Here is a 19741-nt window from a genome sequence, read left to right as displayed (position 1 = left end):
CTCGGGCTTGACCCGAGGGTCCATTGGGCCGCTGTTCGAGAAGTTGCAGAATGGATGCTCGGATCAAGTCCGAGCATGACAGCAGTGTCGTGTCCGACGGCAGGTTCTAGCCCGTGAGACGCCCCTGCAGACCCTCGGCGATAGCCTGGTACCCGGGCTCCGCGTCGGGCGTCAGCACGCCGTGGCGCAGGGCGAAATCGAGGTTCACCAGGGCGACGTTGAACTTGAAGTCGTCGCTGTCCTTCAGACGCTCCAGGATCTTCTCCATCGGCCAGAGGAAGAATTCCTCCACCTCGTCGTCGTTGGGCGTCGGCACGAAGTCGGCGGGCAGTTCCAGGTCGTAGACGAAGAGCACGTCGTTGCGTTGGCCCTCGGGCCGCGCGCAGAGATAGCCGAGCGCCCCCACCGGGCGGGCGCGGCGGGCGAGGTCTTCGGGCACGCTGGCCTCCTCCGCCGCTTCCTTGACGACGTTCTCCATCAAACTCAAACCATAGGGCTGCCCGCCGGCGACCAGGTGATCCAGTTTGCCCGGCGCCAGCGCCTTGTGGCGCGAGCGGCGTCCGACCCAGAGCCGCGGGCCCTCGGGGGTGCGCACAAAGCCGTTCACGTGGATGCCGTAGGCCGGCACCCCGAAGAGCGGCACCGCGCCGCGCTCCATCTTGAAGATCACCTCATCGTCCCAGCGCCGGCAGATGCCGTAGTCCTCGCCGCGCCAGGCGGGTATCTCGCCGGCGCCGTGCAGTTGTTCCAGCACCGCCTTCAACGCCGCCGAGCGCGACTCGAAATCGCCGAGGCGCGGCGCCAGGCAAACGGCCGCCTCGGTGACGTCGAAGACCTCCGGAAAATCACGCAGCCGGGCGGCGAAGGCCGGCGTCACCCAGCCCAAGGGCCGGGGATCGCCGTCCAACAGGAAGGGAAGATAGTCGTCCGCCCGCCAGCGGTGGCAGGCGCGGATGCGGTCAAGGAAGCTCATGGCGCGGAAGGTACGTCCTCGCGCCGGCGAAGGCCATGGGTTTCGCCGCCGCCGCGTCGCTCAGCCGTCGTTCAGTCGCCGCTCAGCATAGCGGTGTAACGGCGCTGCATCTCCTCCGGCGACACCTCTTCGATGGAGCTGCCGATCAGCCAGTCGTAGCCGAAGGGATCGCGCAGCGCGCCCGAGCGTTCGCCATAGAAGTGGTCCGCCGCCGGCCGGATGACCTCCGCCCCCGCGGCGACGGCTTGCGTCATCACAGCATCGGCGTCATCGACGTGAAGATGGATCGAGACCAGCGCCGGGCTTTGCGGAGAAGGCGCAGAGATGCCGCACTCGGGAAACTCGTCGGAGAGCATGATGGTGGTGCCTCCAAGCACCAGTTCCACATGTCCGATGCGGCCGCCGGGTTCGGTGAGGCGGAACTTCTCCGTCGCCCCGAAGGCTTCCTTGTAGAAGGCGACCGCCTGCTCCGCCGATTTGGCGCGCAGATAGATGAAAACCTCATGAATGGCCACGGGACCTCTCCTTGCCGTAGAAAGCGACCCCATCTAACCGGAGATCGCCCAGGCCGTATTGAACGAAATCGACCTCCGCTAGACCGGCACGTGGCGCGAGGACCGCGGCGCGCGGCGCCGGTAATCCCCCGGCGTCAAGCCCGCGAAGCCGCGGAATTCGCGCACCATATGGGACTGATCGGCATATCCGGCCGCGGCGGCGAGCGCCGCCCAGCCGATATCCCTTTCCCGGTGCAAGCGGTCGAGCGCCTCGCCGAAGCGCAGCAGGCGGCAATAGCTCTTGGGCGCCAGCCCGACGGCTTCGCGGAACGTCGCCGTGAAGTGGCGGTGGCTGACGTCCAGCGCGCCGACCACCTGCGCCACCGGACGCCGCGCCGCGAAACCCGCCAGCGCCGAGGCAATGCGCGGGTCGACCGCCGCCGGCGACGGCAAGCGCGCGGCGAGCGCGGCCTCAAAGATGTCAAGCCGGGCTCCGAGGCTTGCCGCTTCGGCCAAGCGGCTGCGCAGCCGGTCCACCTCCACCGGATGCCAGAGGTCTTCCAGCGCCACATGTCCTCCGGCAATCGCCCCCGCCGGCGCGCCGACCAGAAACCCGGCGACACCCGGGCGCAGCATGGCCCCGACGCAAGGCGCCGGCCGCGAGACATCCCGCAGATAGGACGACGTGCGCAGCCCGCCCACGACCGCCGCGGAGACCGTCGTGCCGCGCAGGTCTTCCAAGTCGCGGTAGACCCGTAGGGGACGATCCTCGAGCCGGATTACGAGATGCAGCGAATCCGCCGGCAGCATGCGCTCGCGCTTGGACGGGCCCGGCGACAGAGGGCCGCCGTGGCCTGCCCAGAGATGGCTGACGAAGGGGCGCAGCGCGGCGCCGAGCGGGCGTCTGAGCATCGTTGGACTTCCTCGACAACAACCGGAGCAGGATAAGAGCCGGCGCCTCACGCGACAAGCCGCCGCCCGCGGTGCCGCCAAGACGCCCTCGCCGGTCGCGCACAGGGTCTCCGCACCCTCGAAAGCGGAGGCTTCCAAAGCCTCCGCCAGGGCCCGGCCCAGACCGCGGCTGGCACCGGTCACCAGCACCGTCTTCCTTCGATCGATCAGGGCATCCTCCTCCATTTCCCTTCCTGACGGCTGTTCACCTTCCAAGGACGTTCGGGAGAGCGCAAAGGATACGCGAGGGCGGGGCGATTCCACCGGACCGGCCCGGCGCCGCGCAGAGGGCAGAAGCAAGGGGTTACGCCGGCTGCTCCCGGCGGCTATAGCTGAACCGGCCCCACTGCCGGAGAAGCGGAAGACGATGTCCAACGATCTGTCCTGGCGCGCCGAGGAAGCCTGCATGGCCGCCTGGCCCGCGCCGCGCGAGCTGCTGCTGGAGGGCTGGCTGCTGCGCGCGGCCGGCGGCGGCCACCGGCGGCCCAACTCGGTGAACCCGATCCGCTGCGGCGCCCGCGACCCCGGCGCGATCCTCCCCGCCGCCGAAGCCGTCTACGGCGCCCTGGGGCAGGCGCCGCTGTTCCGCGTGCTCTCCTTCGTCGAGGGCATGGATGCCGTGCTGGCGGCCAAGGGCTACGACGCCGAGGCCGAGACCTTGACGCTCTACGGGCAGATCGACAGCCTCGGCCTCGCGCGAGACAGCGGCACCGAGCTCGCCATCGTGCCCGGCGCGGAATGGCTGCAGGCGCGCGCCGCGCTGAGCGGGATCGGCGGTGCCGAGTCGCAGATCTACGAAGCCATGCTGGGCAGTATCCTGCTGCCACGCGCCTTCGCCGCGACCCGTGACGAGGGCCGGGCGGACGGCGAGATCGCCGCCCTGGCCTACGGCGTGGTCTGCAACGGCCTGGGCGTGATCGAGTCCGTGGTCACCGACGAGGCGAAGCGCCAGCGCGGCTACGCACGGCAGACCGTCGGGCGGCTGCTGCAGTGGGCCAGGGACGAAGGCGCCTCCGGCGTCTGCCTGCAGGTGGTCGCGGACAACGCGCCCGCGCTCGGCCTCTACCGCGCCCTCGGCTTCACAACCGAGCTGCACCGCTATCACTACCGCCGCAAGGTCTAGTGCGACGCGATGCGTTAGCGGCTCACGTGCTTCTGCGAGGTCAGCACCGTCTCGACTTGGAAGGTCTGGCGCAGGCAGCGGGCGATGTAGTCGCCCGTGGCCACGTCCAGGCCGTCGAGCTGAACATCGATGGCCAGGTCGCGGCCTCCCCCGGGGTGTTTGGGGCCCGTCACGTCGCTGTGCCAGCGGGTCGGCACCAGGCCGCGCTTGGCGAAGAGCTCCAGCACGCGGGGCATGACCCCGGGCGCGGCCTCGGCGAGGATGGAGAAGCAGTAGACGGTCTCGGCGGCCTTGGCAGGCGCCGGCGCGAGGGAACTTCGGTCGGAAAGATCGGAAAGAGAAGGATGAGCGGCCATCGTTTGGCCCTCCTGTACGGACATCACCTAAGACGAATCACAAACTCCCGACTACCCCTTGGGCGCCGGGTCCGTAATTCGAATAATGATGGCGGACAGAAGCTTGCGGCTCATAACGGGGCGATGAAACGCCCTGGCGGCGGGAAAGTCAAGCGGGCCGGGGCGTTAACCAAAGAAGGCGGAGTTCCACCCCCTCCCCAACCCTCCCCCATCGAGGGGGAGGGGGTTCTATGCGGCAGTTTCGAGGCCTCAAAGCATTCCCTCCCCCCTTGTGGGGGAGGGCTAGGGTGGGGGGTCAGCCCTCCCAGACCAGCCGGCGCTGGCGCAGCATGGTCTCGTCGAAGGCGCCCTCGTAGTCGGCGGCCTTCTTGGCGAAGTCCATGAAGGAGGCGTGGATCTTCCGGGTCAGGTCGTCGGTCTCGCCGATCTCCGCCACCACTTCCATGGTGATCCCGCCCAGGCGCTTGATGATCTCGTCGGAGAAGCTGCGCAGTTCCACGTCGTAGTCGTCGATCAGCGGACGGAAGGCCTGGATGTTGTGGTAGGTGAAGTCCGTGGTGGTGTCCTGCGCCGTGGCCGCGGCGGCGTAGCGCACGATGGCCTGCAGGTCGGAGGGCAGAGCCTGGAACCTGGCCTTGTTCACCGAGATCTCCAGGCCCGGACCGGGCTCGTGGAAGGCCGGCACGTAGTAGTACTTCACCACCTTCTGCAGGCCGAAGGCGACATCGTTCCAGGGGCCGATCCACTCCGCCGCGTCGATGGCGCCGGACTGCATGGCCGGCAGGATTTCGCCCGGCGGCAGCAGCACGACGACGGAGCCGGCGCGGCGCATGACCTCGCCGCCCAGGCCGGCCATGCGGATCTTCAGGCCCTGCAGGTCCTCCCAGGTGTTGATCTCGTTCTTGAACCAGCCGCCGGCCTGCACGCCGCTGGAGCCGGCATAGAAGGGCTGGATGCCGAAGTCGGCGTAGGCCTCCTCCCACAGTTCCTGGCCGCCGCCGTAAGTCAGCCAGGCCGGCAGCTCGATGGCGTTGAGGCCGAAGGGCAGCGTGGTAAAATAGTTGAAGGCCTTGGACTTGCCGACCCAGTAGTAGGGCGTGCCGTGCACAACATCGGCGGTGCCGCTCTGCACCGCGTCGAAGCTGTCGAAGGGCGGCACCAGCTCGCCGGCGGCGAAGAGCTTGATGGTCAAGCGCCCGCCGCTCATTTCATTGACCCGCTGGACGAAGCGCTCGGCGTTGACCCCCACGCCCGGCGCGCCCTTGGGCCAGGGCATCACCATGTTCCACTCGATGCGCTCCTGCGCGATGGCCGGCGCGGCCAGGGTCGACGCAGCAGCGGCCCCACCCAACACAAGGGGTCCCGCGCCCTTCACGAAGTCACGGCGTTTCATAACGTCTCCTCTCACAATGGCCGGAATCCCCGTTACGGGCTTCCGCCGTCTTGATTTGGCCGGGAGAGTAGCGGGCTTCGGCCCGGAATGCTACGGGTCGCAATTCGCACGGCAGCAATGGATACCCGCTGTCGTCCCGGGGCTCGACCCCGGGACCCAATGCCGCCGGCAAGCGGTGAACCTCTCAAGGAAGGCCGAGGCGGCGGAAAGGGCGATGGGTCCCGGCATCAAGTGCCGGGACGACAGCCAGAGGATGGCCAAGGCAGCCTCCTCCCCCAAAACCGCTTCCCCTAGGCCGCCTCTTGTGTCGCGCGGTCCACGATGTCGACCACGTCGGCGAGGATGGCGGTGAGGTCGTAGTCCTTGGGCGTGTAGACCGCGGCGACCCCGGCCTGCTTCAGGGCCGCCTCGTCCTCCGACGGGATGATGCCGCCGGCGACCAGCGGCACGCGGCCGAGGCCCGCCTTCTCCATGCGCTCCAGCACCTCGCCGGCCAGGGCGACGTGGGAGCCGGAGAGGATGGAGAGGCCGATGACGTGGACGCCCTCCTCCAGGGCCGCGCCGACGATCTGCGCCGGGGTCAGCCGGATGCCCTCGTAGACCACCTCGAAACCGGCGTCGCGGGCGCGCACGGCGATCTGCTCGGCGCCGTTGGAGTGACCGTCCAGGCCGGGCTTGCCGACCAGCATCTTGAGACGGCGGCCCAAACGCCGGGAGACCGCCTCGACCCGCTCGCGCACCGGGGCCAGGGCGTCCTCTTCCTCCTGGGAATGCGCGGCGGCCGAGCCGCCGACGCCGGTCGGCGCGCGGTACTCGCCGAAGACCCGGCGCAGCACCTCGCCCCACTCCCCTGTCGTCACCCCGGCGTGGGCGCAGGCGATGGAGGGCTCCATGATGTTGGCGCCGTCCCTGGCCGCGGCTTCCAGTTCGGCCAACGCCTTCTCCACCGCGCCCGGGTCGCGGGCAGCGCGCCAGACCTCCAGGTTTCCGATCTGCCCGGCCTCGGCCTGCGGGTCGACCGCCAGGAAGCCGCCGTCGCCGCCTTGCGTCAGCGGCGAGGGTTCGCTGTCCTGATAGGCGTTGACGCCGACGACGGTCTGGGCGCCGGTCTCGATGGCCTCCAGGCGCCTGGCGGCGCTCTCCACCAGGCGCTCCTTCATGTAGGCGTTCTCGACCGCGGCGATGGCCCCGCCCAGGTCCTCGACGCGGGCCAGTTCCTCGCGCGCCTCGGCCTTCAGCGCCGCGACCTTGGCGGCGATCACCGTCGAGCCGTCGAAGATATCGTCGTAGTCCAAGAGGTCGGTCTCGAAGGCGAGGATCTGCTGCAAGCGCAGCGACCACTGCTGGTCCCAGGGGCGCGGCAGGCCCAGCGCCTCGTTCCAGGCCGGCAGCTGCACGGCGCGGGCGCGGGCGTCCTTGGACAGGGTGACGGCCAGGGCCTCCAGCAGGATGCGGTAGACGTTGTTCTCCGGCTGCTGCTCGGTGAGGCCCAGGGAGTTGACCTGCACGCCGTAGCGGAAGCGGCGGTACTTCTCTTCCTCGATGCCGTAGCGCTCGCGGCAGATCTCGTCCCACAGCTCGGTGAAGGCGCGCATCTTGCACAGCTCGGTGATGAAGCGCAGCCCGGCGTTGACGAAGAAGGAGATGCGCCCGACCACGCGGGGAAAATCCTCCGGCGGCACCTGGCCGGAATCGCGCACCGAATCCAGCACCGCCACCGCCGTCGCCAGCGCGTAGGCCAGCTCCTGCACCGGCGTCGCGCCTGCTTCCTGCAGGTGGTAGGAGCAGACGTTGGTCGGGTTCCACTTCGGCACTTCGCGGTAGGTGAAGGCGATGACGTCGGTGATGAGGCGCAAAGACGGCTCGGGCGGGAAGATGTAGGTCCCGCGGGACAAATACTCTTTGATGATGTCGTTCTGCACCGTGCCGGTGAGCTGGCCGCGCGCCGCGCCCTGCCTTTCCGCGCAGGCGATGTAGAGCGCCAGCAGCCAGGGCGCCGTGGCGTTGATGGTCATGGAGGTGTTCATGCGCTCCAGCGGGATCTCCGCGAAGAGCTTTTCCATGTCGCCCAGGTGGCTGACCGGCACGCCGACCTTGCCGACCTCGCCCCTGGCCAGGGCATGGTCGGAGTCGTAACCGGTCTGGGTCGGCAGGTCGAAGGCCACCGAGAGCCCGGTCTGCCCGCGCGCCAGGTTCTTGCGGTAGAGGGCGTTGGAGGCCTCGGCGGTGGAATGGCCCGCGTAGGTACGGATCAGCCAGGGCCTGTCGCGCTCGCGCGCAAGAGAAGGGTCGCGCTCGCGCGCAACAGATGGGTCTTTCGTGCGCGCCCCGGCGGGCTTGCTGTCCGTCATGTCGCTCGTCTCACTCTCACCACCACTGTCTCATACCCGGCGCCTCAGGCGGGATCAAACCCGGGGCCGCGGCCGGTCCCCCGGATGCCCCCGGATACCCTTGGGGGCGGGGCCGCAAAGAACGTGCTGCAATGCACTCTAAGCCTCCGGAACCCCCTGGAAGCAACCGATTTCAGGTTATCATATTTCGTTCTGCCGTTGAAACAGACAGATAATTGCAAAAAAATCTGTCTGAACGTAAAAAACAATACCATTGTGCATTGCAAAAAACCGCCCGAACGTCTATGAGTCAAGAAAAATGCCGCACTGCCAAAGGGGATTTCCGTTCGGAGAGCGCAGTTTTCCGCCGATTCTCCACCGGAACAATGAGCAGCTGCGAAGGGACAGGCAGAGCGGCCCCCGGCCGGGACCGGGCGCCGAGAGCAGACTGGAGGAGTTGAGACATGGCCGAGACGCTTGAAGGGTCGGCTGAAGGCACCGCGACGGAAACACCGGAACGGCCGGTGAAGGACCTCTATGAGGTCGGTGAGATTCCCCCGCTGGGCCACGTGCCGGGCAAGATGCACGCCTGGGTCATCCGGCGCGAACGCCACGGCGAGCCGGAGCAGGCCATGCAGTTGGAGGTGGTCGACACCCCGGCCCTGGACAGCCACGACGTTCTGGTCATGGTGATGGCCGCCGGCGTGAACTACAACGGCGTCTGGGCCGGCCTGGGCGTGCCGATCTCGCCCTTCGACGTGCACAAGGCGCCCTATCACATCGCCGGTTCCGACGCGACGGGCATCGTCTGGGCCGTGGGCTCCAAGGTGAAGCGCTGGAAGGTCGGCGACGAGGTCGTGGTGCACTGTAACCAGGACGACGGCGACGACGAGGAGTGCAACGGCGGCGACCCGATGTTCTCCACCTCGCAGCGCATCTGGGGCTACGAGACGCCCGACGGCTCCTTCGCCCAGTTCGCCCGCGTGCAGGACCGCCAGCTCATGACGCGCCCGCGCCACCTGACCTGGGAGGAGAGCGGCTGCTACACCCTGACGCTGGCGACCGCCTACCGCATGCTCTTCGGCCACCGCCCGCACATCCTGCGGCCGGGCCACAACGTGCTGGTCTGGGGCGCCTCCGGCGGCCTGGGCTCCATGGCCATCCAGCTCATCGCGACGGCCGGCGCCAACGCCATCGGCGTGATCTCCGACGAGGACAAGCGCGACTTCGTCATGTCGCTGGGCGCCAAGGGCGTCATCAACCGCAAGGACTTCGACTGCTGGGGCCAGCTTCCGCCGGTCAACGGCGAGGGCTTCGGCGACTACATGCGCCGGGTGCGCGAGTTCGGCAAGGCGATCTGGCAGTACACCGGCAAGGGCAACGACGTCGACTTCGTCTTCGAGCATCCCGGCGAGCAGACCTTCCCGGTTTCCTGCATGGTGGTGAAGCGCGGCGGCATGGTCGTGTTCTGCGCCGGCACCACCGGCTACAACCTGACCTTCGATGCGCGCTTCGTGTGGATGCGCCAGAAGCGCATCCAGGGCAGCCACTTCGCCAACCTGATGCAGGCCAGCCAGGCCAACAACCTGATGGTCGAGCGCCGCATCGACCCCTGCATGTCGGAGGTCTTCGCCTGGCGCGACATCCCGCGCGCCCACACCAAGATGATGAAAAACCAGCACCGCCCCGGCAACATGGCCGTGCTGGTTCAGGCGAAGCGCCCGGGCCTGCGCACCCTGGAAGACGCGGCCGCCGAGGACTGAGACGGCCGAAGGGAGCAGAACCATGGCGCTTGCCTGTCTGGCAGCGGAGGCGGAGCAGGCCGGCGACAAGCTCGCCCAGCAGGGTTTCGCCCTGCTGGACGGTTCCGACGTCGACCGGACGGCCGCCGTCGCCGCCTTCGACGCCCTCTGCGTAGCCGGCGGCCGCGAGGTTGGCAGCGATGATCGGGGCTCCGCCCGCATCGCGCCCGGCGCCCCGCTGATCGGCACCTTGATGGCGCAGCCCGCCGTGCGCGACCTGGTCGCGGAGACCCTCGGCCCCGCCGCCAGGCCGGTGCGGGCCATCGCCTTCGACAAGACCGGGCATCGCAACTGGTTCGTGCCCTGGCACCAGGACCGCGCCATCGCCGTGAAGACGCGCGATGACTCGGCGCCGGCCCGCAACTGGACGGTCAAGGACGGCGTTCCCCACTGCGAGGCGCCGGTCAGCCTGCTGGAGGGGATGTTGACCCTGCGCTGGCACCTGGACCTCATCGGCCCGGCCGACGGCGGCCTGCGCGTGCTGCCCGGAAGCCACACGAAGGGCCGCCTGACCACGGAAGAAATCGCGGTGCTGGCCGCCGAAACGCCGGCGGTGGAACTGGCGGTCTCCGCTGGCACCGTGCTGGCGATGCGCCCGCTGCTGGTCCACGGCTCACGCCGCCGCACCACCCGGGGTCACCGCCGCATCCTGCATGTCGAACTGGCGTCGGGAAATCCGCCGCCGCCGCTGGAATGGGCTTGGGCCTGAACCATCCCTCAAGTGATATGATCGTTGGGCAAGAAGGTTAGAGAGATGACCGCCGTGCAAGCCGAAGTCCGGAGCGAAAGCCTGATCCTTCCCAACCTGCTCCCGCTCTGCGCCGAGGCGCTGGCCGCCGCCGAGAGCTTCGGCGCCGCCGCGCGCGCCGCCGTGGCCGCGCTGGTCGCCCCCGGCGGAAAGGTCGATACAGCCTTGCTGGAGCGCGAGCAGTTCGCCGCCCACGGCTATGCCTGGCTGGCCACCTACGTCGCCGCCCTGCGCGAGATGCTGCACTGGGCCGAGCGCCTGGAGGCCGCGGGGCAGTTCGGCGAGCTGGAGCAGATGATGCTGCAGGCCGCCTACGGCGAATACCTGAACCAGCTCTCAGGCGGCATCGCCCTCAGCCAGGTGGAGGTGCTGCGTCCGGCCGACCTGGGCCTCGGCGAAGCCGCGCTCGCCGCCCTCGACGCCCCGGCGGTGAAGACATTCAGGACCGAAGGCAACGGCTCTGCCCTGCGCATGGCCATTGCCGGCTATCTGGCCGAGGGCAAGTTCGGCGAAGCGGGGCTGGCCGACGAGATGCTGGAGATGATCCGCGACCAGTTCCACAAGGTCGCCGAGGACCACAAGGAAGCCGCCCACGCGTGGCACCTGAAGGACGAGCTGATCCCCCTGGAGGTGGTGCAGCAAATCGCCGAGTTGGGCGTCTTCGGCCTGACGGTGCCGGAGGACTTCGGCGGCGCCGGCCTCGGCAAGCTCGCCATGTGCGTGGTGACCGAAGAACTGTCGCGCGGCTATATCGGCTTGGGATCGCTCGGCACCCGCTCGGAGATCGCCGCCGAGCTGATCCGACTGGGCGGCACCCCGGCGCAGCAGGAAAAGTGGCTGCCGCTCATCGCCTCCGGCGAGATCCTGCCGACCGCCGTCTTCACCGAGCCCAACACCGGCTCCGACCTCGGCTCTCTGCGCACCCGCGCGGCGCGGGACGGCGATGTCTACAAGGTCACCGGCAACAAGACCTGGATCACCCACGCCGCGCGCAGCGACCTCATGACGCTGCTGGCGCGGACCGACCCCGACGAGGCCGGCTACCGCGGGCTTTCCATGTTCCTGGCCGAGAAGCCGCGCGGCACGGAGGCCGACCCCTTCCCCGCGCCCGGCATGACCGGCGGCGAAATCAAGGTGCTGGGCTACCGCGGCATGAAGGAATACGAGCTGGGCTTCGACGGCTTCGAGGTGAAGGCCGAGAACCTGCTGGGCGGCGTCGAGGGCCAGGGCTTCAAGCAGCTCATGGCGACCTTCGAGTCGGCGCGCATCCAGACCGCGGCCCGCGCCGTGGGCGTCGCGCAGTGCGCCCTGGAGCTGGGCCTGGAATATGCCCAGGACAGGAAGCAGTTCGGTAAGGCCATCGTCGCCTTCCCGCGCGTCGCCGGCAAGCTGGCCTGGATGGCGGTGGAGACCATGATCGCCCGCCAGCTTACCTACTTCGCCGCGCGCGAGAAGGACAGCGAGCGGCGCTGCGACATCGAGGCCGGCATGGCCAAGCTGCTGGGCGCCCGCGTCGCCTGGGCCAACGCCGACAACGCCCTGCAGGTGCACGGCGGCAACGGCTACGCCGAGGAGTACAAGATCTCGCGCGTGCTCTGCGACGCGCGCATCCTCAACATCTTCGAAGGCGCCGCCGAGATCCAGGCGCAGGTCATCGCCCGCGGCCTGCTGGCGGGGCGGAACTGAAAGCCCAGAGGACTCGTCAGTCGAGCGAGATGAAGTAAAAGAGCTCGTGCAACAGCCGGTCCGAACCGGCGCCGGCAAGCCGCACGAGGATGAAGCTCGCCACCACGACACAGGCCGCGATGAAGGCGTAGCTCATCACTGCCGCGCCCCCGTCGTCGCGGGCGAGCCGCTTCACTCCATCCAGTTTCAGCTTGTCCAGGATCAGCCTGTCCCACATGACCTGATCCCTCCTTTCTTCCGCAGCCTTCAGCTTGCGCTCAGGCCCTTAGAAAGAGATGAACCCGGTGTGGCATCTCTGTGTCACCGCGCGCGATGCGTGACCGGAGATTGTATCGAAGGACACGGATGGGTTGCCGCGGCCGCCTAGGGCGACGGCGGCAGCATCACGTCGGCCACCTGGGTCAGCATCTGATCCAGAGCGTCGCCGGCCAGGCCCAGCGCGACAAGGCCGGCAACCGACACCAGGGCGCCGATCAATCCGTATTCGATCGCCGCCGCGCCCTTCTCGTCATCGACAAACCACGTCACGGCATTGTGCATTTCCCGATCCACTCTTGCCTTCCGCAGGCGTCCAGCTTGACCCGGGAATTTTGCCAATCCGTGAAAATTCGCGGCCATTTAGCGGGCATTCGCGGCGAAGGCGAAGGGCCGCGGCAAGGCCCTTGCGATCAGCGGGCCGAGCCGCGCGGGCCGGAGGCGCCGGCCTCCGCACCGAGGGCGGGGGCTAATTCCCGGCGGCATCCCCGGCGCCGCCGTTCAGGATATCGCGGCGGGTCTGCAGGCTCTGCAAGCTGCCCTGATAGGCCAGGTAATATTTGAAGATGTTGCTGACATAGCGCACCGGCTCGCGCCCCACTTCCTTGGCGACGACGTGCTCCACGTTGTGAAACCAGCGGTTTGGATCGTAACCCTGCTCGGCCGCCTTCTCGCGCAGCCTGGCGATACGGTTGGGCCCGGCGTTGTAGGACGCCAGGGCGAAGAGCCCGCGGTTGAGAGCGTCCAGTTCCTCCGGCTTCATGTAGGTGTCCAGCATGAAGCGCATGTACTTGGCGCCGGCATGGACGTTGTTTTCCATCTTGTCGATGTCCGCGACGCCGACGTTGGGATCGGCCGCCGTGGAAGGCAGCACCTGCATGATGCCGACGGCGCCGGCCTTGGACTTCGCGTTCTGGTCCAGGCCCGATTCCTGATAACCCTGGGCGATGAGCAGCAGCCAGTCGAAGCCGTACTCCCCTGCGTACCGCTGGAACACCGGCGCCGTCTCGTGGAAGCGCTCGACGCCGTCCTCCGAGAGCGCCTTGCCGAGCCACTTGGTGGTGCCGTAGTAGCGCTTGATGAAGATGTTGCCGAGCTGCGTGCCCTTCTTCGCGCCCTTCACGAAGCCGTTGACCGCCGCGGCGAGCTGCGGGGAGTCCTGGCGGAATGCCCAGGCGATCCGGCCGCCCTGGCGCAGGGGAACGGCTTCGTGGATCTGCAGGTTGTCCAGGACGCCGGCCCAGAAGTCGGCCTGGTGGCGGTCGACGAGGGTTGCCGGAATCATCTCCGCCTGCACCATCTCCAACAGGTCTTCCACGGTCAGCAGTTCGTTGGCCTTGCGGATCCGGACCGGGGCCTTGCCGGCCGCCGCCAGGCGCTCGTTCAGGGCCAGCAGGCTCTCGTAATAGCTGCTCGACTCGCGGACATGGATTTCCAGGCCGGCGAGATCTTCTTCGCGCGCGATCGGCGCGGCGGAGCCGGCCGTCACCACGACCTCGCTGACGTCGCTGAAGAAGGGATCGCTGAAGTCGACCCGCTTCAGGCGCTCCTCGGTGATGGTCAGGTTGCCGGCGGCGATGTCGCCATAGCCCTCGGCCACGCCGGAGAGCAGACGGTCGGGCGGGGTCGGGATGATCACCACCTCGACGCGCAGGGACTTGGTCTTCAGCCGCGTGTTGAGCTGCTTTTCGAACTCCCGCGCGTACTCGTAGGTGATGCCCCGCTGGGTCGCCCCGTCCAGGAAATAGAACGTCGGGCTGTAGGGCACCAGGAAGCGCACGGCGCGGCGCTGGACCATCGCGTCCAGATCGCCGGTCCAGGGCTTCAGGGCGGGCAGCGTCTCCGGTCCCGCCGCGGCCGGCGCCGCCAAGGGGGCGAGGACGGCGAGCAGCAAAGCCAGCGGCGGCAAGCCCAGCGGCAGCCCGCGCCAAGGCGCCGGGCCCAGCGCCCCGAGAAAACGGACAAGGACGAACATTGGCGCCTCCGGCAGCAGAGCTCCATAATCCCCCGGCAGGTTAGCAGACCTGCGGCCGCTTTGGTAAGGCGCCCCGGCCGCGAGAAAAAACGGGAACCGATTGGGCGCCGGGCGCATCTAATGGTCAAATAGCCGAGAGACCACCCGCAAGCCGAGGGACCCTGCCATGGAGCCAGCAAGCGAAAGCCCCACCGCCGCGCCGGTCGAAAGCGACCTCCTCGCCCGCCGGGACGATGGCGACGCGGCGCTGCTCGCCGCCGCGCGCCAGGGCGATGTCGGCGCCTTCGAGGCGATCATGCGGCGCCATAACCGGCTGCTGTTCCGCACCGCCCGCGCCATCGTGCACAACGATGCCGATGCCGAAGAGGTCGTGCAGGAAGCCTATCTGAAAGCCTTCCTCCACCTCGCGGGCTTTGCCGGGACCGCGCGCCTTTCCACCTGGCTGGTCAAGATCGCGGTCAACGAAGCGCTCGCCCGCCTGCGCCGGCGCATGCCCGCCACCCCCTTGGAGCTGGGCGCCGAACCCGCGACGGAGGCCAGCATGATCATCGACCCGACCATGGCCGACAGTCCGGAAGCCAGGGCCGCGCAGGGCGAAATCCGCCGCCTTCTGGAAGCGGCCATCGACGACCTGCCCCAGGCCCAGCGCGCCGTCTTCATGCTGCGCGCCGTCGAGGAATTCAGTACCGAAGACACCGCGGTCTGCCTGGGCATTCCGGCGGACACCGTGAAGACGCGCCTGCACCGCGCCAAGCGCCAGTTGCGCCGGCGCCTGCAGCGCGGCGTCGCCAGCGCCCTGGCCGACACCTTCCCCTTCGCCGGGGCGCGCTGCGACCGCATCGTCGCCCAGGTGCTGGCGCAGATCGCCCAGGCTCCGCCGGACGGCTGAGCCCCGCCCCGGCCAGCCGCCTCCGACTCACCGCCCCATAGGAAACACCCTAAGCATCGCCGTGCCCCGCGCCCGGCGCCAGGGAGGCGCTGTGCCTTCGCCTCCACCATCCCGAAGCAAGCAACCCAACCGTTCCAGGAGAAGATTCATGCCAGAAACCATCGTCAGCCTGCCCCGACGCTCCTTCCTCGCCGCGGGGGCCAAGTCCACGCTCTCGGCCGGCGCCGTCCTGCTGCTGGCCGGCTGCAGCGGCAACAAGGCGGCCATGGCCGCCTCGTCCGAAGACGACATCAACATCCTGAACGCCGCCTTGGGCGCCGAGCAGGAGGCCATCGCCGCCTACCAGGTCGGGGCCGAAAGCGGGCTGCTGACCAAGCCCGTGCTGGACCTCGCCGTGCAGTTCCAGGGCCACCACAAGGAGCACGCCGACGTGCTGGCCAAGACCGTGCGCGATCTGGGCGGCGCCGCGGTGGAGCCGCTGGCGCGCTACGACTTCCCCACCGGGGATTTGAAGTCGGAGGCCGACGTGCTGCGCTTCGCCGCCGGGCTGGAGAAAGGCGCGGTGAGCGCCTATCTCGGCGCGGTGCCGCTGTTCAACGAGCGCGAGCTCGCCAAGGCCGCGGCCAGCATCCTGGGCGACGAGGCCATGCACTGGGCGGTGCTGCGCGGCGCCCTGGGCGAGAATCCGGTGCCCGTGGCCTTCGTATCCTGAGCCCCCCGGTATGACCTTGCGAAAGGCATACCTTGCCGCGGCGGTGCTGCTGGTCCTGCCGGCAGTATCCGCCGCGGTCCCCACGGCGGCGGCCGGCGAACTGCCGCCGGGCGACGCGCAGCGCGGGCAGGCGATCTACGAACGCTGCCAGGCCTGCCACTCCTTCGAGCGCAACCGCAGCGGCCCGAAGCATTGCGGCCTGCTGGGCCGCGAAGCGGGCAGCCAGCCCGGCTTCAAATACTCCAAGGCGCTGCGCGAGTCGGGCATCGTCTGGACCGAGGCCAGCCTCGACCGCTTCCTGGCCAATCCCTTCAAGGCCGTGCCCGGCACCCGCATGGGCTATGCCGGCGTGAGGGACCCGCAGGAGCGCGCCGACCTCATCGCCTTCCTCGCCACCGCCGCCCCCTGCCCGCAATAGCCCGCCTTCAAAGGGGGCTGTACTTTCCGCGCCGAAGCTGTCTTTGCTGGGGTCCGCCGCATCCCGATTTCGCCGGACCCCAGGAGACCGAGACATGCTGGCCGTCAACCCGGACCTCTTCGCCGCCTATCTCTTCGCCACGGTCGTCCTGATCCTCATGCCGGGGCCGATCGTCACCCTGGTGATCGCCAACTCCCTGGCCTACGGCCAGCGCACGGGCCTGGCCACGGTGGCGGGCTCGACCAGCGGCAACGCCCTGCTGGTGGCCGCCGGGGCGCTGGGCCTGACCACCCTGCTGGCGCTGGCCGCCGACGTCTTCGAGGTGCTGCGCTGGGCCGGCGTCGCCTACCTGATCTACCTGGGGCTGAAGCAGTGGCGCGCGGCCCTGCGCGCCGAGGCGGCGCCCGGGATGCCGGCGACGCGCAGCGCCCGCCGGGCCTTCGGCCAGGCCGTGCTGGTGGCCATCACCAACCCCAAGACGATCTTCTTCTACGCCGCCTTCTTTCCGCAGTTCATCGACCCCGCACTGGCCGCCGGCCCGCAGCTGTTGGCCATGTCGCTGGCCTTCGTGGCGATCACCGTCCTGCTGGACGGCGCCTATGCCCTGCTCGCCAGCCGGGTGCGCGGCCTCTTCGCCTCGGCCCGCGCCAACCGGGTCCGCCACGGCATCACCGGCACCCTGCTGCTGGGCACCGGCCTGGGCCTCGCGCTGGCGCGGCGCTGACGCGCCGGGCGCTGCCTGTCCCTTGGGGGCGCGGTGCCAGCCGCGGCCCGACGCGGCCCGACGCGGCAATGAGTCGCGCCGCTGACAGCCCGAAAAGTGTCGGGAAATTGCTGGTCTTGCCCCCGGCGGCGGGTTTAAGGTCGCGGCCATGAAAACCTTCTTCTTCGTTCTGATGCTGATCGCCATGTTCATCACGCTGGGCGTGCTGGCGACCGGCATCATCGGCATGGCCCGCGGCGGCGAGTTCAACGCCAAGTACGGCAACAAGCTGATGCGCGCCCGCGTCATCGCCCAGGGCTGCGCCCTGCTGCTTTTCGCGCTCGCCGTGCTGGTCGGCAGCGGCGACTGAGCCGGTAGACGGCGGCAGGGAGCACGGTCCGGCGCATGGTCAAGCTCACCCGCATCTACACCAAAGGCGGCGACAAGGGAAAGACCTCCCTGAGCAGCGGAAAACGCGTGGTCAAGCACCACCCGCGCGTCGCCGCCTACGGCACCGTGGACGAGACCAACGCCGCGGTCGGCCTGGTCCGCCTGCACACGGGCAGGCCGGACGGCCGGGAGGCCGACGCCACGATCGATGCGATCCTGGGGCGCATCCAGAACGACCTCTTCGACCTGGGCGCCGACCTGGCGACGCCGGAGCCCGACCCCGAAGCCGGCCCCCCGGAGTTTCCGCCGCTGCGCGTCGTGGCCGAACAGACCCGGCGCCTGGAGGCGGAGATCGACGAGTTGAACGCCGAGCTGGCGCCGCTCAACTCCTTCGTGCTGCCCGGCGGCAGTCCGGCCGCCGCCCATCTGCACCTGGCCCGCACCCTGGCGCGCCGCGCCGAGCGCGATATCACCGCGCTGGCCGAGAGCGAAGCCATCAATCCCGAGGCCGTCCGCTACATCAACCGGCTGTCCGATCTGTTCTTCGTCATGAGCCGCTACCTGAACGACAAGGGCGCCGGGGACGTGCTCTGGGAACCAGGCGCGACCCGGGACGCCACCCGGGGCGCGGATCAGGCTGCGAATCGGGGCGCGAATCGGCGGAAACCCTAGGCCGAGGGCGGGTCTGGTGACGTTGACAGTGTACTATCATGCTCCTATTGTGCGGCTGCGAGATAGGCAGCACACGTTTCCGTACGCCCGTCGTCCCAGGGCCTCGCGCAACAATCTTGCGCAGGAACGCTCGGCGGGCTCTTTGACAGCTTCAAGACAAAGGGTGGTCGCAGGGTTGCGATGAAGGTTCTCGTTCCGATCAAGCGCGTCATCGACGCCAACGTGAAAGTCCGCGTCAAGGCGGACAACACCGGGGTGGAAACGGCCAACGTGAAGATGGCCATGAACCCCTTCTGCGAAATCGCCGTCGAAGAAGCCGTGCGCCTGAAAGAGGCCGGCACCGCCAGCGAGGTCATCGTCGTCTCCGCCGGCGCCGCCCAGGCCCAGGAAACCCTGCGCACCGGCCTGGCCATGGGCGCGGATCGGGGCATCCTGATCCAGTGCGACAGCGACCCGGAGCCGCTGGCCGTGGCCAAGCTGCTGAAGGCGGTGGTCGAGAAGGAAGGCCCGGAACTCGTCATCCTCGGCAAGCAGGCCGTCGACAACGACAACAACCAGACCGGCCAGATGCTGGCGGCGCTGCTGGGCTGGCCGCAGGGCACCTTCATCTCCAAGATCGAGAAGACCGACGGCAGCTTCGCCATCACCCGCGAGGTCGACGGCGGCCTGGAGAAGCTCGAACTGAAGGCCCCTGCGGTGGTCACCACCGACCTGCGCCTCAACGAGCCGCGCTACGCCTCGCTGCCCAACATCATGAAGGCGAAGAAAAAGCCGATCGACACCCTGACCCCGGCGGATCTGGGCGTGGACGTCGCCCCGCGTCTCACCGTGGTCTCGGTCACCGAGCCGCCGGCGCGCAAGGCCGGCGTGAAGGTCGCCTCCGTCGCCGAGCTGGTCGATAAACTGCGTAACGAAGCGAAGGTGATCTGATGTCCACGCTGATCGTCGCCGAGCACGACAACGCGGAGCTGAAGCCCGCCACGCTCAACGCCGTCACCGCCGCCGGCCGGCTGCCGGGCGAGACCCACGTCCTGATCGCCGGTTCCGGCTGCGACGCCGCCGCCGAAGCCGCCGCCAAGGTGGCCGGGGTCGACAAGGTCCTGAAGGCCGACGACGCGGCCTACGACCATCACCTGGCCGAGAACCTGGCACCGCTGGTGGCCAAGCTGGCGGCCGGCTACAGCCACGTCATCGCCGCCGCCACCACGTCGGGCAAGAACGTCATGCCGCGCGCGGCCGCGCTGCTGGACGTGCAGCAGGTCTCCGACATCTCGGCCATCGAGGGCGAGGACACCTTCGTGCGGCCGATCTACGCCGGCAACGCACTGGCCACGGTGAAGTCGGGCGACGCCGTCAAGGTGCTGACCATCCGCGCCACCGCCTTCGACGCTGCGCCGGCCGAGGGCGGCTCCGCCGCCGTCGAGGCGGTCGAGAGCACCGGCGATGCCGGGCTCGCCGCCTTCAAGGGCCAGGAACTGACCAAGTCGGAGCGCCCGGAGTTGACCACCGCGGGCATCGTCATCTCCGGCGGCCGCGGCATGCAGAGCGGCGAGAACTTCGCCATGCTGGAGCGCATCGCCGACAAGCTGGGCGCCGCCGTCGGCGCCAGCCGCGCCGCGGTCGACGCCGGCTACGTGCCCAACGACTACCAGGTCGGACAGACCGGCAAGGTGGTGGCCCCGGATCTCTACGTCGCCGTCGGCATCTCCGGCGCTATCCAGCACTTGGCCGGCATGAAGGATTCCAAGGTCATCGTCGCCATCAACAAGGACGAGGAAGCGCCGATCTTCCAGGTCGCCGACTATGGCCTGGTGGCGGACCTCTTCGAGGCGGTTCCCGAGTTGGAAAAGGAATTGGGGTAGGGTCCAGGG

21 protein-coding genes are annotated in these 19741 nt (G+C 68.9%); 12 read left to right on the top strand and 9 right to left on the bottom strand.

Annotation, left to right across the window (positions count from 1 at the left end):
• Nucleotides 1-106: 106 nt before the first annotated feature.
• From AAFN88_RS05495 to AAFN88_RS05485, 3 genes are all read right to left on the bottom strand, one after another.
• Nucleotides 107-973: a DUF4743 domain-containing protein gene (locus AAFN88_RS05495; protein WP_347518847.1), complete on the bottom strand. Its 867-nt coding sequence runs from the start codon at nt 971-973 to the stop codon at nt 107-109.
• Between the two features lie 71 nt (nt 974-1044).
• Complete coding sequence (locus AAFN88_RS05490; RefSeq protein WP_347518845.1) at nt 1045-1488, bottom strand: VOC family protein; 444 nt, start codon at nt 1486-1488, stop codon at nt 1045-1047.
• Between the two features lie 78 nt (nt 1489-1566).
• The gene (locus AAFN88_RS05485) at nt 1567-2379 is read right to left on the bottom strand and encodes a helix-turn-helix domain-containing protein (RefSeq protein WP_347518844.1); all 813 of its coding nucleotides are present in this window, start codon (nt 2377-2379) and stop codon (nt 1567-1569) included.
• 406 nt (nt 2380-2785) lie between these two features.
• Here AAFN88_RS05485 and AAFN88_RS05480 point away from each other — a divergent pair, with 406 nt between their 5' ends.
• Nucleotides 2786-3541: a GNAT family N-acetyltransferase gene (locus tag AAFN88_RS05480; protein ID WP_347518843.1), complete on the top strand. Its 756-nt coding sequence runs from the start codon at nt 2786-2788 to the stop codon at nt 3539-3541.
• Between the two features lie 14 nt (nt 3542-3555).
• Here the strand turns inward: AAFN88_RS05480 and AAFN88_RS05475 are convergent, their stop codons facing one another.
• From AAFN88_RS05475 to AAFN88_RS05465, 3 genes are all read right to left on the bottom strand, one after another.
• Nucleotides 3556-3897 carry a hypothetical protein gene (locus tag AAFN88_RS05475; RefSeq protein WP_347518841.1) on the bottom strand — a complete coding sequence of 114 codons (342 nt, stop codon included), beginning with the start codon at nt 3895-3897 and terminating at the stop codon, nt 3556-3558.
• Nucleotides 3898-4192: 295 nt separating this feature from the next.
• Nucleotides 4193-5290, bottom strand: a complete 1098-nt coding sequence (locus tag AAFN88_RS05470) for a TRAP transporter substrate-binding protein (protein ID WP_347518840.1) — start codon at nt 5288-5290, stop codon at nt 4193-4195.
• A gap of 290 nt (nt 5291-5580) precedes the next feature.
• Nucleotides 5581-7641, bottom strand: a complete 2061-nt coding sequence (locus AAFN88_RS05465) for a protein meaA (RefSeq protein WP_347518839.1) — start codon at nt 7639-7641, stop codon at nt 5581-5583.
• 443 nt (nt 7642-8084) lie between these two features.
• Between AAFN88_RS05465 and ccrA the strand changes: the two genes are divergently transcribed.
• Genes ccrA through AAFN88_RS05450 form a run of 3 tightly spaced genes read left to right on the top strand, consistent with a single transcriptional unit; the run spans nt 8085 to nt 11856 of the window.
• A complete protein-coding gene (gene ccrA / locus AAFN88_RS05460; RefSeq protein WP_347518837.1) occupies nt 8085-9383 on the top strand; it encodes a crotonyl-CoA carboxylase/reductase in 1299 nt (432 codons plus the stop codon).
• Nucleotides 9384-9405: 22 nt separating this feature from the next.
• Nucleotides 9406-10131, top strand: coding sequence for a phytanoyl-CoA dioxygenase family protein (locus AAFN88_RS05455; RefSeq protein ID WP_347518836.1), 726 nt, complete (start codon nt 9406-9408; stop codon nt 10129-10131).
• Between the two features lie 45 nt (nt 10132-10176).
• Nucleotides 10177-11856: an acyl-CoA dehydrogenase family protein gene (locus AAFN88_RS05450; RefSeq protein ID WP_347518834.1), complete on the top strand. Its 1680-nt coding sequence runs from the start codon at nt 10177-10179 to the stop codon at nt 11854-11856.
• Between the two features lie 16 nt (nt 11857-11872).
• Here the strand turns inward: AAFN88_RS05450 and AAFN88_RS05445 are convergent, their stop codons facing one another.
• From AAFN88_RS05445 to AAFN88_RS05435, 3 genes are all read right to left on the bottom strand, one after another.
• Nucleotides 11873-12073: a hypothetical protein gene (locus AAFN88_RS05445; protein WP_347518832.1), complete on the bottom strand. Its 201-nt coding sequence runs from the start codon at nt 12071-12073 to the stop codon at nt 11873-11875.
• 146 nt (nt 12074-12219) lie between these two features.
• The gene (locus tag AAFN88_RS05440) at nt 12220-12384 is read right to left on the bottom strand and encodes a Flp family type IVb pilin (protein ID WP_347518830.1); all 165 of its coding nucleotides are present in this window, start codon (nt 12382-12384) and stop codon (nt 12220-12222) included.
• 196 nt (nt 12385-12580) lie between these two features.
• Nucleotides 12581-14086, bottom strand: coding sequence for a transporter substrate-binding domain-containing protein (locus AAFN88_RS05435; RefSeq protein ID WP_347518828.1), 1506 nt, complete (start codon nt 14084-14086; stop codon nt 12581-12583).
• A 166-nt stretch (nt 14087-14252) separates the two neighbouring features.
• Between AAFN88_RS05435 and AAFN88_RS05430 the strand changes: the two genes are divergently transcribed.
• The 8 genes from AAFN88_RS05430 to AAFN88_RS05395 all read left to right on the top strand — a co-directional run bounded on the left by AAFN88_RS05430 (nt 14253) and on the right by AAFN88_RS05395 (nt 19732).
• Complete coding sequence (locus tag AAFN88_RS05430) at nt 14253-14975, top strand: RNA polymerase sigma factor (RefSeq protein ID WP_347518826.1); 723 nt, start codon at nt 14253-14255, stop codon at nt 14973-14975.
• A gap of 148 nt (nt 14976-15123) precedes the next feature.
• Nucleotides 15124-15687 (top strand): ferritin-like domain-containing protein, encoded by a 564-nt coding sequence (locus AAFN88_RS05425; protein WP_347518825.1) that lies wholly within the window; start codon nt 15124-15126, stop codon nt 15685-15687.
• A gap of 10 nt (nt 15688-15697) precedes the next feature.
• A complete protein-coding gene (locus AAFN88_RS05420) occupies nt 15698-16105 on the top strand; it encodes a cytochrome c family protein (protein WP_347518824.1) in 408 nt (135 codons plus the stop codon).
• A gap of 94 nt (nt 16106-16199) precedes the next feature.
• A complete protein-coding gene (locus AAFN88_RS05415; RefSeq protein ID WP_347518823.1) occupies nt 16200-16829 on the top strand; it encodes a LysE family transporter in 630 nt (209 codons plus the stop codon).
• Nucleotides 16830-16977: 148 nt separating this feature from the next.
• On the top strand, nt 16978-17178 hold the full coding sequence (locus AAFN88_RS05410) for a twin transmembrane helix small protein (protein ID WP_347518822.1): 201 nt from the start codon (nt 16978-16980) through the stop codon (nt 17176-17178).
• A gap of 35 nt (nt 17179-17213) precedes the next feature.
• A complete protein-coding gene (locus AAFN88_RS05405) occupies nt 17214-17870 on the top strand; it encodes a cob(I)yrinic acid a,c-diamide adenosyltransferase (protein ID WP_347518821.1) in 657 nt (218 codons plus the stop codon).
• A gap of 180 nt (nt 17871-18050) precedes the next feature.
• Complete coding sequence (locus AAFN88_RS05400) at nt 18051-18800, top strand: electron transfer flavoprotein subunit beta/FixA family protein (protein ID WP_347518820.1); 750 nt, start codon at nt 18051-18053, stop codon at nt 18798-18800.
• The gene (locus AAFN88_RS05395; protein WP_347518818.1) at nt 18800-19732 is read left to right on the top strand and encodes an FAD-binding protein; all 933 of its coding nucleotides are present in this window, start codon (nt 18800-18802) and stop codon (nt 19730-19732) included. The genes AAFN88_RS05400 and AAFN88_RS05395 overlap by 1 nt, the downstream gene beginning before the upstream one ends.
• Nucleotides 19733-19741: the final 9 nt, after the last annotated feature.

Source organism: Pelagibius sp. CAU 1746, assembly GCF_039839785.1.
Classification (GTDB): domain Bacteria; phylum Pseudomonadota; class Alphaproteobacteria; order Kiloniellales; family Kiloniellaceae; genus Pelagibius.
The sequence above is the reverse complement of the archived record's forward strand: the minus strand, read 5'-3'. Positions and strand labels throughout refer to the sequence as shown.